Here is a 14,214-nt window from a genome sequence, read left to right on the forward strand (position 1 = left end):
GGCATACACTGCACCAACATGACGAAAAGGGGAATGGGCATGGCAACATTTCATGAAGCGCTGAAACATAAGAATCGACTATCGCCTATGCTATTGAAAAGGGCAGAGGTTATCGGAGTTGGGGTCGGGTATGCAGATCCCAAAAAACCATCCGCAGGTGCAGGTGTTATCGTATATACCCATCAAAAAATAGTACCATCTGGACTAAATAACCTCAAAAGCGTTGCCTCCAAATTAGGTTCATCCGTGCCGGTTCGCTTTCTCTCCTCCAACTCGTTTAAATCGCATGTGTACAAGGCTGCAAAACCGAAGGCCTACAAAGCAGTGAGCTTTCAAAATCGCAATCGTCCGGTACCGGGCGGTGTGAGCATTGGGAAAACAAGTCCCTCCTCGACAGGAACGGCTGGATTAATTGTTATTAAGAATAATCAACTCTATATCCTCAGTAATAACCATGTATTGATTAGAGATAATTCTTCCGCATTTTCAGAAACCGTACAACCAGGACCAGCAGATGGAGGTGTATCCGGAACTGATCGCGTAGGTAGAGCCTTCCAGTTCGTGCCGCTACGCCCAAGCGAAGTTAACTTTCAAGACTCGTGCATCTCGCTTCCGACTTCAAACAGTGTATTGAATCCACGGTATTTACGTAGTTCATCAGGTCAATTAATCACAGTACCTGGTCATCTATTAAGTTATCCTGTCGGACTTCAGGTATTTAAATCTGGACGAACCACAGGCGCTGTTCGCGGTACTGTGGAGTCTAACAATGTAGATGTGCGTGTATCCTACGGGGGAAGTTTAGGTACATTGTTATTTAGAAATCAGTCTGTCATCGTTGGTACATCAGGACCAGTTTCACTTCCTGGTGATTCGGGTTCCGTCTGGCTTCGCGCTAGCGATCGCTATGCGGTAGCTCTTAACTTCGCTGGCCCAGCAGATGGCTTACGTTCCATTTGTAATCCGATTGGTGTCGTGATGTCCACCTATAATGTGCGTACGGCCATTCCTGCAGCAGGTGGAACCTTTAAAGCTGGTCGTGTGAAAGGAGCAGCGCCGCTTGGCGATGCATCCTATGTGCAGCCTTTGACAGAGCAGCAAAGGAAGCGTACGAGAGCTGTCTTGGTCAGGTCGCATAAGTAAAAGATATCGGTAATCCCACGCTGAATGTTCAACAGCTCGATGATCTGAGGGAATTACATGCTTTGCGTTCTGAAAAGAGCGCGAATGACATGGTAATTCCTGTACATAGCAGCCTCAGCCAAGTTTGTAATCCGATGAAAGTCCATTATCGTCTGGCTAATTCCGTATGTGGTCGAATATGTTGGCCTTCGAGATCCACACCATAAGAAATAGATTGCAGATAAGCTAATTGCTTTTCAATATAGGGTGTGCCTTTGGAGACGATTTGATTTTTTTCGATATACAAAGGTTGAAAAGACATTTGAATTTGATCCTCTGCTAGTTTCAAATGAAGTAAACCAGTATCTGCTTTGGGGCCAGTTACGTAGTCAGGAAAGAGAAAATTACCAATCGAATAGGCAATGGGTTTGCCTTTGTAATACTCAAAACCTTGCAAGACATGTACATGACTGCCGATGATCGCATCTGCGCCAGCATCTATGATTTGTTTAGCGAACTCACGCTGCCAAAGCTCGGGACGATTATTCATCTCGACGCCCCAGTGAAGGTAAACCAGGACATAGTCCGCATCTGCACGCTCGCGCGCAATGGCATCGAGTACAGGTTTACGATCATAAGCTTGAGCTATTCCAGGCTTGTTCGGGCCTGCGAACCAATCCCCGGTTGGAATAAAGCGAGAGAATGCTAGGAATTTCACTTTTTTTCCTTTCAGGATAACACTCTTTGCTTGGTAAGCTTCACGGGCATTCAGACCACCCCCGACATAGAGCAAACCAGCTTTATCTAGATGGGCCAGTGTATCAAGAAACCCTTTTTGTAAGAAATCCATTGAATGATTATTTGCTACGGAAACCATATCGAAACCGGCATCTTTCAGTCCTGTAAGTGATTCTGGATTCGATTTGAAATTATAAATCTGATTGGTATCCTTCGCATCTTCAAGCGTAACGGCTGTTTCGAGATTGACGAAAGAGAAATCGGCCTGCGCGATATCGGATTGAATATGTCGAAATGGATAATCAGGTCCGTTTCGGCTGATCGCATCTTTTACCGACCAATCGAACATGGCATCTCCAGCATAAATAATATGCAGGGGTTCTTGATCTTCTTGTTTGGATGGGGATGGTTGTACATATACGACACCAGGGTTAGTGTCATTCTTATTTACCCCAATAAGATCGGTCGACAAAGATTCTCGAATGTTATCTGTCATTTTTGATGTTGGTGTTGAATTTGAATTTGAATTTGAATTTGAATTTGATGTTGACGTTGAACTTGAACTAGGTATTTCCATTTGCATGGTTGCCGGTGTTGCAGTTACTGAACTTATTCTTGTCCCATTGTCCGTCACATTCTCCAATGACAAAGGATGGAGTGCAGTCTCACAACCAACAATCCCTATGCTCAAACAAGCCGCAAATAGAAGACTTACTCTATATATTTTCATGAGTCACAGACCCTTTCGAGCAACTTTTTCTATATTTTAACAATTGGTAGTTGCGGATGACATCGAATGGTCGTGTTGAAACGCATTAAATTACGCTTAAAACGGGCTTTTAAAAGCGGTAATTTGTAATTTTTTTGATTATTGTGCTACTTTTTGATATCCCGTACGTATCTAGTACAAGCGATTAACTAGAACAGCATGAAAGGGAGCCTGTTACTCTTGAGGATGAATAAACGAATTGGGATATTATCGCTCGCTGTAGGCATTCTTACTGCGGGTATTGCGCAATCACCTGCACCTGTGCGTGCGGATGTCGTTTGGGATCATTGGAAGCAAGCGGAGTCACTTGTCGCGTCGGGAAATACAGGTGCCGCTGTGCCCCATTGGAAATATCTGACCGATTACTATGCGGGAGCAGGGGAATGGGAGAATGCTGCGTTATTTAGTGGGAAATTAGATGCGTATTATGACGCTATCGGTGATTATGACCAAGCGATTCATTACTATGAGCAAGAAAATCAATATTGGGTGAATGCGGGGAAAGATTGGGGAGCAGAAAAATTACAACGTGCAGATCAAATTCGGACGACGGTTGAGTTGTACCGGGAGGAAAGTAACGAGCAAATTGTCCAGCAACGGACACAGCCTCAGGGGATTAAGCTTGCTAAATTTGAACCAGCCTATGGGGCGTATCTAGGTGTTTATTCGGAACTAGACCCGAAGGTCGGCAATATTTTTACGAAAATGCAAACTGTGTATGGCAAAAAGCATGCGATTTACCTTGCCTACTCCCCTTGGGGAAAAAGCTTTCCGTCCGCCTATGCCAAACGTGCCAAAGAGGCAGGAGGCGCTTTGCAAATTGCTTGGGAACCTCATTCAGGGTTAGATCCAGTCACAGACGGCGCTTATTTGCGCAGTTGGGCTAAAGAAGCGAAAGCTTCGGGAATACCAATTTTCTTGCGTTTTGCTGGGGAAATGAATGGTGCTTGGGTAGAATGGAATGGGAATCCATCACAGTATATTGCAAAATTTAGAATGCTGCATGATGTGTTTGCAGAGGAAGCGCCGAACGTAGCGATGGTGTGGAGCCCAGGCGATGTGCCTGCAAATGATATTGATCCTTACTATCCAGGTGATGCCTATGTAGATTGGGTCGGTGTAAGCTTGTATATCGAGCCTTACTCCAATGGAGATCCCACACAGCCATCCATGTTAGCGACTAGCAATGTAGAGAGATTGACGAGATTATACAACACCTATGCAGATCGGAAACCATTGATGTTAAGTGAGACAGGCGTTCCTCACTATTCCCATTCTGCGGGTGAAGATTATACGGAATGGGCAAAGCTGAATTTGCAGCGATTGTACGAAATTATGCCATACAAGTATCCGAGACTGAAAGCAATAACCTACTTCAATGTGGATCAACAAATGGATAATGCCAAGAACGATTATTCGCTTTCGACTTCATCAGAGATTCAGAATTATTACAGTCAATTAATAGAAAACCCGTATCTTCTCTCCGAGGTAAAGGAAGCTGCTAAGCCCGCAGATCGGGTTGGTTATGTGCCAATTGATGCAGATCACCAATCATTTACGAAGCAAACAAGAGTCATTCCTTTTGTTAAAATACCTGAGGTATACATCGGAAAAGTGGAGTACCTCTTGAATGGACGGGTAATCGCAACTCAAACGAGCTTGCCTTACGGGTTAGATCTAAAAGCGGGAGAAGTACCTGAGGGCTCGGTATTGCAACTTCGTGTCTGGAATAAATCCGGAAAGCAAGTTGCGTTTCGAACGTATGGTATTTCCTCACAGGTTTCAGTCAATATCAATGGGAAGGTCCAATCATTTGAACAAGCTCCTGCCATTGTGAATGGATCGACATTCACGCCGCTCCGTGCTATTTTTGAAGCGATGGGCGCTAAGGTTGATTATGATGCGGCAACAAGATCTGTCACAGCAACCAAAGGGAGTACAATCGTTAAGCTGACGCTTGACCAACGAACAGTCTATGTGAATGGCAAGCCAATGGAGTTGGAAGAGCCTGCTAGACTCGTGAATGGCTACACGCTTGCGCCTGCTAGATTCGTAGGGGAGACGTTCGGAGGTACCGTCAATTGGGACGGGGCAACAAGAACGGTATCGATTACAACCAAATAAAGGTTGAATAAAAAAGCTGCATCAATGTCTGACGACAAGTCAGAGATTGAGCAGCTTTTGTTTGTCTGGTTTCTTAGTTTAAACGTTCTGTAAAGCTTGTTCCACCTCTTGCACGATAGATAGTGCCGCGCTGCGTGCACTTGAGAATGCGCGTTCTGCAAGCTCACCTTTGCCAGCGCAGCCATCTCCGCAGAAATAGAACGGAATATTTTCAACGCGAGTTGGTAAGAGTCGGTTGGATGCAATGTTTTTAACACTGGATACCATGGCTTTCTTCGATACGCGTTTTACCGCCGTGACATCGCGCCAGCCTGGATAATGTTGATCGAACAGAGCTTCCATTTGCGATGTTTTATTTTCCAAATAAGCTTTACGTTCTTCATCACTGTCGAAGTTATCACTTAAGTAGGCGATACCTTGGAGCAGTTGCCCGCCTTCTGGTACTAACGTGTGGTCTGTCGCAGAAACATCACTAATGAACAATTTGTTATCCATATCGCTGATGTAACTGAATGGTCTTGCGACTACGCGGCTTAACCCAATGTCGTATACCATAACCTCTGTTGCTGTGTTGGACTCGTATGGAGCGAGGAAAGGTTCCCATGCCGTTCCTTTGAGCAGTTTAACAACTTGTTGAACCGGCATTGCGAAAATGACTTTATCAAACGCCATTTCACGTGTTTTCGTTTTTAACACAAATTTACGATCTTCATAACGAAGTCCATCCACACCTTCTTGAAGGGCGAGTTCCCATTTGCCAGAAGTCGTCATTTTCTGCTTCAGTTGATTGGTAATAACAGCCCAACTGCCCAAAACGTAGTTGACAGGTTTACTGGAGAGGAACAAGTTATGATAATACTCACTAATGACTGCGCCAGATACATTACGAGCATCCTCAGGAGTAATGAAGAAATTGGAACAAACAAGATGCTCCCAAAGCTCTTTCACATCTTCATCCGCATTAGACTCAGCAAGGTAATCCGCTAAGGTAGCGTAGTTTTTGATATTATGAATATTTGCGATAATAGCGGCGATTTCCCCGACAAAACGAACTTTTTGGATCGTGTTGAGCAGATCTGTTTTGAGAAGATTAATGGCATCGAGCGGCGCGGTTGTAAGTTGATTATGCTTCGCATAAACGACTTTCCGCTTATCCACCTGCTTGGAAGAGAAGGATAGTCCAAGCTCACGCTCCATTGTAGTCAATGTATGACGATCGATCCCATAGATCGCATGTGCGCCGTAGTTGAGTGTGAAACCGGCTTTCTCATACGTAAATGCGCGACCTCCGAGCTGTGGACTGCGTTCAAATAAAATACCTTCTACGTGTGGGTTTTCAGATAAATAGGCAGCTGCGGTTAGTCCAGCAAGTCCTCCACCGATAATGGCTACTTTCATAAGCTTTTCCTCCTTGGGGGCTGGTTCTACCTGTAGCGATGCGTAAGGTTCTTCGGAACGAAGGCCTACCCATAGCCAGGCTAAGTTGTTTTTCATCATGGAGAGTAAATCAGCGTCTTCTTGCGTACACCAAGTACGGATGGTACCGGCATACATACAGACGAGAAGTTCAATCTTTTTGGGCTCCGGGAGCCAGTGCATCAAGCTTTCTTTCAATACGTTCAATTGCTGCAGCTCTTCCAATTTGACCGTATCATTCTGCAAAGAAAGGGCTTGTAAACTGCGAATAAGACGCGGTGAGAGTTGCATATTCGACGCTAAGTCTAAAAATAGGCGATTAATGTGTCCCTCTAGTGATTGTACCTTTGAAGGAGGTTGTTTCACCCAGTCCTGAATCAGTTGAATTTGTTTGTTATACAGCGCCGAAATAATGGCATCCTTACTTTTAAAATAATGATAAAAAGTGCCTTTGGATGTGCTGGTAGCTGCGATAATATCATCGACAGAGACGTTCTCATAACCTTTATCCATAAACATGGTTAAAGCGACTTCCATCATGACATCACGCTTTTTGCGGGTCGATGCTCTCATGAATTGACTCATCCGCTCACTCCATTCAAACAATCGGTTTACACCTATTATATGCATAATTAGACTGTTAGTCTACAAATGAATTGACCGGTGCCAAATTCAGGCTGCGGGATTAAATAATCTAGCTGCAGGATTAAACAATCTAAATGATTCTTTCCCGTGTGGGGGGCATAACATAGGTATATACTTCATGTTAGAACACCTTGAGAGGATGAATTATTGACTTGGATAAAGCGAATTTAGGATGGCATGTATTTTTCGAAAAAGCATTTGAAACGTACCTTGACCAAGAAGGATTTGTCGCTGGCCGCGTCTCCTTAGAACATAAACATATGTACCGCGTTCAGACGGAAGTTGGCGAAGTGCTGGCTGAAGTTTCTGGCAAAATGCGTCACCAAGCTCTACGTCGCGAGGATTACCCTGCTGTAGGGGATTGGGTTGTCATTTCACTGAGAGATGGAGAAGGGCGTGCTGTGATTCATGCGGTGCTTCCTCGTCGAAGTAAGTTTTCCCGTAAAGTGGCCGGACAAGTCACGGAAGAACAAATCGTTGCAACAAATGTCGATACTGTTTTTCTGGTAAATGCTTTGAATCAGGATTTTAATATCCGCCGAATTGAGCGCTATTTGGTTTTGGCATGGGAGAGCGGGGCTAATCCCGTTATCGTATTGAGTAAGGCAGATTTATGCGAGAATCCAGACGAACTCGCGGCGGAAGTTGCGAGCGTTGCTATAGGTGTGCCTATTCATATTATTAGCTCAACTGAGAATCGCGGGTTAACTGAACTTGCAAGTTACATGGCGCCTGGCCAAACAGTCGCGCTTTTAGGTTCCTCAGGTGTTGGGAAATCCACATTGGTGAATCGTATATATGGCCGAGATATATTAAACACAGGTGATATTCGATCTGGGGATGACAAAGGAAAGCATACAACAACGCATCGTGAGCTTATTCTGCTGCCGGATGGCGGCATTTTGATTGATACCCCAGGGATGAGAGAGTTGCAGCTTTGGAGCGCCTCAGAAGGGCTCAGCACGTCGTTTCAGGATATCGAAGAATTTGCAGAGCAATGTTTCTTCCAAGATTGTAAGCATGAGAATGAGCCGAAATGTGCTGTGAAAGCAGCGTTGGATTCGGGTGCATTATCCGCAGAGCGATTCCAGAATTATGTGAAATTACAGAAGGAGCTAGCGTATCTGGCTCGTAAAGAAGATAAAGGTCTACAGGCTGCGGAGAAAGCGAAATGGAAGAAGATCCATCAATCGCTCAAAAGTCAACCTCATCGCTAATTGCGAGAAGAATTGGATTGGATTTTTTGATGGCTTTCCGATAAACTTATAACTAAGTTAAGACAACAATGTCGGGAGGACGAATGGATCAATGAGTGATTGTATTTTTTGTAAAATCATTGCAGGGGAGCTTCCCTCGAAGAAAGTCTATGAAGATGATGAGATTCTAGCTTTTCATGATATTCAACCTGCAGCACCAATTCATGTCCTTATTATTCCGAAAAAGCACTTTGCCTCACTTGCTGCTGGACAACCGGAAGATTGGGCTGTTGTCGGGCAAATGCAGCGTGTTGCTGCGCAAATTGCTAGAGAACTAGAGGTAGAAGAATCCGGGTATCGTGTAATAACGAACATTGGAGCAAACGCAGGGCAAATCGTTCATCATTTGCATTATCATTTGATGGCAGGCGCCAGATTGGCACCGCTTGGGGTGCATAACTAATCTTTCTAGTAGGAAAGATCAGTTTTGCGATTGACACCCTAATTACTATCACCTATAATGAGATTTGATGAACCGTTTTGTCTTAGATGGTCTGTTCGGAGGGAGGGAAAACTGTTGTCAGAAACTCGAGTTCGTAAGAACGAAACTATAGATGCTGCACTTCGTCGCTTTAAGCGTTCCATCGCTAAGGATGGCGTTCTTGCAGAAGTTAAGAAACGTAAGCATTATGACAAGCCTAGCGTTAAGCGTAAGCTTAAATCTGAGGCTGCTCGTAAAAGAAAGTTCTAGGAGGCAACATGAGCTTAAGCGATCGATTGAACGAAGATATGAAACAAGCGATGAAGAGTCAGGACAAGTTTAAGCTCTCTGTAATTCGAATGGTACGATCTACGATTAAGAATTCTGAGATTGATCTGAAAAGACCCTTAGACGACAATGAAGTGCTTGATGTTCTAACTCGTGAGATCAAACAGCGTAAGGATTCCCTCCAAGAATTTACCAAGGCAGGTCGAGATGACCTAGCCGACAACCTGAGCGCGGAACTTGTTATTCTAGCTGAGTACATGCCGCAACAGCTTTCTGAGGAAGAAGTGAAAGCCATTGTACAGCAGACCATCCAGCAAATTGGTGCTTCTTCCAAAGCGGATATGGGCAAAGTGATGACGGCATTGATGCCTCAGGTTAAAGGACGCGCTGATGGTAAACTTATCAATCAGTTAGTTCAACAACTATTAGGTTAATACCAAATATGTTTTGTGAAGATCGAGTGGATTTTTCTGCTCGGTCTTTTTTCCATTTTATGGAGCATTATTAATTATTCTAATGAAATACCGAAACAGTTCATAAACTAATACGTACATATCTATAGATAAGAAAGTTTAGGGGAAGGAGTGAACGACGATGTTTCTTGATAACTTATCTGAGTTTCTGACCCACCCTGTAACCGCAACCGTTTTATTGGTGGTTGGCATTATTGGTATTGCGCTTGAACTGCTATTTTTCAGTAGCGGCTTGTTGGCCTTAGCCGGTGTTGCTGGTTTTGGTTTATATTTCTTGGGCTTCTATTTAGCAGGTTTTGCAAGCTTTGGTGATTTAACCGTATTGGCCATAGGTTTAGTCCTTTTAATTTTGGAATTAGTGGTTCCCAGCTTCGGCATTCTCAGCGTGTTAGGTGCGATCTGCCTATTCGGCGGGGTCATGATGGCGTCCTCGGATCCGAAGGAAGCAGCCTACATGCTGGTCATCGCGTTGCTTATCGCTATCGTGGTCGTGATTGCTGCGATTCGGACATTCAAGCACCGCGGTGTTTGGAATCGCTTTATTCTGAGAGAGCAATTAACGACAAGCAAGGGCTACACATCAAATCCAGATCGATCCAACTTGATCGGGTTGACGGGTGAGGCGTTAACGCCTCTGCGACCAGCTGGTACGGCCCTCATTCAGGGCGAACGCGTAGATGTCGTTACGAATGGGAATTTTATTTCTGCAAGCAGGGCCATTGTTGTTGTAGAAGTAGAAGGGGTACGTGTTGTAGTTAAAGAAGTGGATAACCAACATAACAATTAGGAGGAAACATACAATGACGATTGAACCAGGCTTATACTTGGTACTGCTCGCAGCCATCATTATTATCGTGTTATCGATTTTACTAAGTGTTGTTCCAGTTATGCTTTGGATATCTGCACTAGCTTCCGGAGTAAGAATTAGTATTATTACCTTGATTGCCATGAGACTCCGTCGAGTTACACCTAGTCGTATCGTAAATCCAATGATTAAAGCAACGAAAGCGGGTATTGACCTTAGTGTTAACCAATTGGAAAGTCACTATCTAGCAGGTGGTAATGTTGATCGTGTTGTAAATGCATTAATTGCTGCACATCGTGCCAAAATTCACTTAGAGTTCGAGCGCGCGGCGGCCATTGATTTGGCGGGTCGTGATGTGTTGTTAGCCGTTCAAATGAGTGTAAATCCACGCGTAATCGAAACGCCTAACGTCTCAGCAGTTGCGAAGAACGGCATTGAAGTAAAAGTTATTGCAAGGGTTACGGTTCGTGCGAATATTGATCGACTCGTCGGTGGTGCGGGGGAGGAGACCATTATTGCCCGCGTCGGTGAAGGGATTGTTACAACGGTAGGGTCAAGCGAATCACATAAGGATGTATTAGAAAATCCAGACATGATCTCACGTACCGTGTTAGGTAAAGGTCTAGATGCGGGGACAGCCTTTGAAATTCTGTCCATTGATATTGCGGATGTAGATGTAGGCAAAAATATTGGCGCCCATTTGCAAACGGAGCAAGCCGAAGCGGACAAACGTATTGCGCAAGCGAAGGCAGAGGAACGCCGGGCGATGGCTGTAGCAGCTGAGCAAGAAATGAAGGCGCGAGTCGTTGAGATGCGAGCTAAGGTTGTTGAGTCCGAGTCACAGGTACCGCTTGCAATGGCTGAGGCACTTCGCAATGGCCAATTAGGCGTAATGGATTATTTGAATCTCAAAAATATTGAATCCGATACACAAATGCGCTCCTCACTAGGCAAAATAAACGACGGAAAACCTGAGAAGGAATAAGGTTACGAGGTGATGGAATGGAAGCGCTAATCGTATTCTTATTTAAGAATTGGTATTTGGTCATTATTGCATTAACCTTTTATTATCAAATTCAAAGCAGGCGCAAACGTGCTGCGGGTGGAGCAACTAGAACCAGAACGGGTATGCCAACCTTTGGTAATGGCCCAGGAGACGCTGGAAGGCCTGTAGAAGCGAAGACAGTACAAGCGGGACATAATGCTCCACGGAGTCGACCTGAACGCACGAGAGACGAATTTAGTCAGTCTGGACTTGGAAAGTCAGCGGCGGCTCCAAAGCTGAAAACATCACCTTTCACGCCTCAGGTTACGAATAGTAGTGCAGCGGTGAGTTCTCCTATTTATTCGGATGACATTTCCTCTTCGCGTATTTTTCCGGATCAGCCTAATCGTGAACAGGTGCTCCAAGGTGTCGTGTGGGCCGAGATCCTAGGTCCGCCGCGTGCCAAAAAGCCTTATCGCAGATAATCATTGATATGAAGCCCCTTTGCAGAAGAGCAAGGGGGCTTTTTGTATTTAGCTGAAACAAAATGCATGCACCCGAGAAGGACAGCGCAGCCGTTTAGTCAGCATAAAAGCGGATTCTTCCGCATAATTTGGTAGAAAGTCTATGCGCGTTTACTGCATTCTTGATCTTCTAGTTAGAGGGGGTACTGCCCAGCTATGCGTCGCTTGACCCGCAAATGGAACCAGTTCACGGCCAAGATCCTTGATCTTCCCCAAGATGTTGTACAGGATTTGCCGCGAATCACGATGATCGGCAACGTACAGCTATATGTTGAGAATCACCGGGGCGTACTGCATTTTTCTAGTGAAATACTGAAGTTGGAGTTAGCGAAAGGGACGTTGGAGGTTTGTGGCCAGCGGTTGGTTATTAGAGCGATTCTTTCCGAAGAGGTATTCATCGAGGGTGTTATCGATCACGTGAAATATATGCCATAGAAAAGTTATTGGTAGTGTGAATGAGAACTGGAGGCTGAGTCATGAAACAATCCCTATTCATTGCCCGTTTGCGTGGCTATGTACGCATACAAATTAGAGGCAAGGACTGCGAAAGGTTGATACATCCCATGGTGGAGGGCGGCTTCTCCATTTGGGATATTCAAGCTGGCAAAGACGGGAAGCTGGAGCTGTATATCCTCATTAAGGATTTCTTTCGACTTCGGCCGCTCTTGAAACGGACAGGCTGTAGAGTACACGTGTTAGAGAGATTTGGACTGCCCTTTTTTATGGATAAAATCGGTAAGAGAAAAGTGTTGTTTGGGGGATTTGCTGCTTTCATCATCAGCCTTTACGTGCTGACCTCTTTGGTGTGGCAAGTGACGGTGGATGGCAATGATCGTATTGATGCTAAGGACATTTTGCAAGCAGCATCTAAACAAGGTATTCATAAGTTTCAGTGGAAATTTAAGCTGGATAAGACAGAGGATTTATCTCGTGCGATTCAGCAGGAACTGCCAGATGCGGCGTGGGTCGGTGTTGAAATTCGCGGAACACATATTACCATAAAAGTGGTTGAAGCGACCATTCCGCGCAAAGAACCGTTAAAAAATCCTCGCAATATCGTAGCTTCCAAAAGTGCGTTGGTTACCGAAATTCAATCTGTGAAGGGAAAGCCGATGGTTAAGCCGAATACCTATGTTCGCAAAGGGGCTGTTTTAATCTCAGGTACCATTGGTGATGAGCAGAATAGTCAAGTCGTCGTTGCAGATGGTAAGATAAGAGGGGTGGTCTGGTATACCTCCCGAATTGAGGCGCCACTTACGAAACAGTATAAAGTCTATACAGGTGAAACTGTGCATCGCAGCTATCTTGTTTTTGGGACAAGGGCTCTCCAGCTTACTGGTTATGGGAAGACCCAATTTGAACATTTTGAAACGATACCTGAACGAAAAACACTGGCTTGGCGCTCATTTTCACTTGGACTTGGATGGCTGCATGAGAAGGTGATGGAGGTGAATTTGGTCGAAGAGCCGATGGAAGCGGCGAATGCCAAAAAGGTTGGCATCGAGCAGGCTAGAGCCAAATTACTAGCGGCAGCAGGCGAGGATGCAAGGATCGTCGGAGAAAAAATTTTGCATGAAAAAACAGAGAATGGTAAAATTTATATAGACGTTCATTTTGAGGTCGAAGAGAATATCGCTGAAGAACAACCAATTGTGACACAAGGAGAATGAGGCCTGTTGATAGAAAATGCGCAATCTGTAAAAATTACTTTGAAAAATCCGGCTGAGGGACTAGCTTTATTTGGGCCGCAGGATAAATTCTTGCATGTCATCGAACGGGAAATTGATGCTCAAATCTTTACGCGCGAAGCCGAAATAACGATTCAAGGCAGGGCTGCGGAAGTGAACTCACTTCAGCAGCTCTTTGAAGTTCTTTTGCAGCTAATCCGCAATAATTACACAGTAACAGAGCGAGATGTACTCTATGCCGTTGAATTAGCGAAGCAAATGAAGGCAGAGCAATTATTGGATCTGTTTAAAGGTGAAATTACTACCACGCACAAAGGGAAGCCGATTCGTGTCAAAACGATTGGACAGAAAAAGTATGTAGAAACGATTAAGAAGAAAGATATTGTCTTTGGAATTGGCCCAGCGGGAACAGGCAAAACCTATTTAGCTGTTGTTCTAGCGGTGACTCGTCTGAAGGAAGGTGCTGTTAAACGCATTGTTCTTACGCGTCCAGCCGTAGAAGCAGGGGAAAGTCTCGGGTTTCTACCAGGGGACTTGCAGGAAAAAGTTGACCCTTATTTACGCCCATTGTATGATGCTCTTAATGATGTCTTAGGGCCTGAGCAAGTAGCGAAGTCACTAGAACGCGGACTCATAGAAATTGCCCCTTTAGCCTATATGAGAGGGCGTACATTGGACGATTCATTTATCATCCTGGATGAGGCACAGAACACAACTCCTGAGCAAATGAAGATGTTTCTGACAAGGCTTGGTTTTGGTTCGAAAATGGTTATCACCGGCGATGTGACACAGATTGATTTACCTCGAGGTAAGTCCTCTGGATTGGTTGAAGCGTCTCGCATTCTAAGTGGTATTGAAGAATTGGGCTTTATTCATTTTGATGAGGGTGACGTTGTACGTCATTCACTCGTTCAGAAGATCATTGTTGCCTATAATGCTGAATCGACTAAGTAAAGATGC

At 44.7% G+C, this 14,214-nt stretch carries 14 protein-coding genes; 12 read left to right on the top strand and 2 right to left on the bottom strand.

Features of this window, described 5'->3' with window-relative positions; all coding sequences use genetic code 11:
- Positions 1 to 39: 39 nt before the first annotated feature.
- A complete protein-coding gene (locus tag AC58QT_RS01345; protein ID WP_497407409.1) occupies positions 40 to 1,143 on the top strand; it encodes a chymotrypsin family serine protease in 1,104 nt (367 codons plus the stop codon).
- A gap of 145 nt (positions 1,144 to 1,288) precedes the next feature.
- On the opposite strand, the gene AC58QT_RS01350 is transcribed toward AC58QT_RS01345, so the two are convergent.
- The gene (locus AC58QT_RS01350) at positions 1,289 to 2,590 is read right to left on the bottom strand and encodes a CapA family protein (RefSeq protein ID WP_497407410.1); all 1,302 of its coding nucleotides are present in this window, start codon (positions 2,588 to 2,590) and stop codon (positions 1,289 to 1,291) included.
- 225 nt (positions 2,591 to 2,815) lie between these two features.
- On the opposite strand from AC58QT_RS01350, the gene AC58QT_RS01355 reads away from it, so the two are divergent.
- Entirely contained in the window at positions 2,816 to 4,753 is a 1,938-nt protein-coding gene (locus AC58QT_RS01355) for a stalk domain-containing protein (protein ID WP_497408073.1), read from the top strand.
- A gap of 78 nt (positions 4,754 to 4,831) precedes the next feature.
- On the opposite strand, the gene AC58QT_RS01360 is transcribed toward AC58QT_RS01355, so the two are convergent.
- A complete protein-coding gene (locus AC58QT_RS01360; RefSeq protein WP_497407411.1) occupies positions 4,832 to 6,754 on the bottom strand; it encodes an FAD-dependent oxidoreductase in 1,923 nt (640 codons plus the stop codon).
- A 212-nt stretch (positions 6,755 to 6,966) separates the two neighbouring features.
- Between AC58QT_RS01360 and rsgA the strand changes: the two genes are divergently transcribed.
- From rsgA to AC58QT_RS01410, 10 genes are all read left to right on the top strand, one after another.
- Positions 6,967 to 8,031 (top strand): ribosome small subunit-dependent GTPase A, encoded by a 1,065-nt coding sequence (gene rsgA, locus AC58QT_RS01365; protein WP_497407412.1) that lies wholly within the window; start codon positions 6,967 to 6,969, stop codon positions 8,029 to 8,031.
- Between the two features lie 91 nt (positions 8,032 to 8,122).
- A complete protein-coding gene (locus AC58QT_RS01370; protein WP_310226912.1) occupies positions 8,123 to 8,473 on the top strand; it encodes a histidine triad nucleotide-binding protein in 351 nt (116 codons plus the stop codon).
- Positions 8,474 to 8,587: 114 nt separating this feature from the next.
- Complete coding sequence (gene rpsU, locus AC58QT_RS01375; RefSeq protein WP_028558020.1) at positions 8,588 to 8,761, top strand: 30S ribosomal protein S21; 174 nt, start codon at positions 8,588 to 8,590, stop codon at positions 8,759 to 8,761.
- Between the two features lie 8 nt (positions 8,762 to 8,769).
- Positions 8,770 to 9,213: a GatB/YqeY domain-containing protein gene (locus AC58QT_RS01380; RefSeq protein WP_057314579.1), complete on the top strand. Its 444-nt coding sequence runs from the start codon at positions 8,770 to 8,772 to the stop codon at positions 9,211 to 9,213.
- Between the two features lie 160 nt (positions 9,214 to 9,373).
- Complete coding sequence (locus AC58QT_RS01385) at positions 9,374 to 10,039, top strand: NfeD family protein (protein ID WP_497407413.1); 666 nt, start codon at positions 9,374 to 9,376, stop codon at positions 10,037 to 10,039.
- Between the two features lie 13 nt (positions 10,040 to 10,052).
- Positions 10,053 to 11,042, top strand: a complete 990-nt coding sequence (floA, locus tag AC58QT_RS01390; RefSeq protein WP_497407414.1) for a flotillin-like protein FloA — start codon at positions 10,053 to 10,055, stop codon at positions 11,040 to 11,042.
- A gap of 17 nt (positions 11,043 to 11,059) precedes the next feature.
- Positions 11,060 to 11,527, top strand: a complete 468-nt coding sequence (locus AC58QT_RS01395; protein ID WP_497407415.1) for a YqfB family membrane protein — start codon at positions 11,060 to 11,062, stop codon at positions 11,525 to 11,527.
- Positions 11,528 to 11,722: 195 nt separating this feature from the next.
- Positions 11,723 to 12,001 (top strand): sporulation protein YqfC, encoded by a 279-nt coding sequence (gene yqfC, locus AC58QT_RS01400; protein WP_310226920.1) that lies wholly within the window; start codon positions 11,723 to 11,725, stop codon positions 11,999 to 12,001.
- Positions 12,002 to 12,042: 41 nt separating this feature from the next.
- Positions 12,043 to 13,236: a sporulation protein YqfD gene (yqfD, locus tag AC58QT_RS01405; protein ID WP_497407416.1), complete on the top strand. Its 1,194-nt coding sequence runs from the start codon at positions 12,043 to 12,045 to the stop codon at positions 13,234 to 13,236.
- A gap of 6 nt (positions 13,237 to 13,242) precedes the next feature.
- Entirely contained in the window at positions 13,243 to 14,208 is a 966-nt protein-coding gene (locus AC58QT_RS01410) for a PhoH family protein (RefSeq protein WP_310226923.1), read from the top strand.
- Positions 14,209 to 14,214 lie beyond the last annotated feature (6 nt).

Source organism: Paenibacillus sp. J31R109, assembly GCF_059692055.1.

Coding starts and splice junctions, on each gene's coding strand:
- AC58QT_RS01345 (WP_497407409.1), top strand. CDS start 40: ATGGCAACATTTCATGAAGCGCTGAAACATAAGAATCGACTATCGCCT.
- AC58QT_RS01350 (WP_497407410.1), bottom strand. CDS start 2,590: ATGAAAATATATAGAGTAAGTCTTCTATTTGCGGCTTGTTTGAGCATA.
- AC58QT_RS01355 (WP_497408073.1), top strand. CDS start 2,816: ATGAATAAACGAATTGGGATATTATCGCTCGCTGTAGGCATTCTTACT.
- AC58QT_RS01360 (WP_497407411.1), bottom strand. CDS start 6,754: ATGAGTCAATTCATGAGAGCATCGACCCGCAAAAAGCGTGATGTCATG.
- AC58QT_RS01370 (WP_310226912.1), top strand. CDS start 8,123: ATGAGTGATTGTATTTTTTGTAAAATCATTGCAGGGGAGCTTCCCTCG.
- AC58QT_RS01380 (WP_057314579.1), top strand. CDS start 8,770: ATGAGCTTAAGCGATCGATTGAACGAAGATATGAAACAAGCGATGAAG.
- AC58QT_RS01385 (WP_497407413.1), top strand. CDS start 9,374: ATGTTTCTTGATAACTTATCTGAGTTTCTGACCCACCCTGTAACCGCA.
- floA (WP_497407414.1), top strand. CDS start 10,053: ATGACGATTGAACCAGGCTTATACTTGGTACTGCTCGCAGCCATCATT.
- AC58QT_RS01395 (WP_497407415.1), top strand. CDS start 11,060: ATGGAAGCGCTAATCGTATTCTTATTTAAGAATTGGTATTTGGTCATT.
- yqfC (WP_310226920.1), top strand. CDS start 11,723: ATGCGTCGCTTGACCCGCAAATGGAACCAGTTCACGGCCAAGATCCTT.
- yqfD (WP_497407416.1), top strand. CDS start 12,043: ATGAAACAATCCCTATTCATTGCCCGTTTGCGTGGCTATGTACGCATA.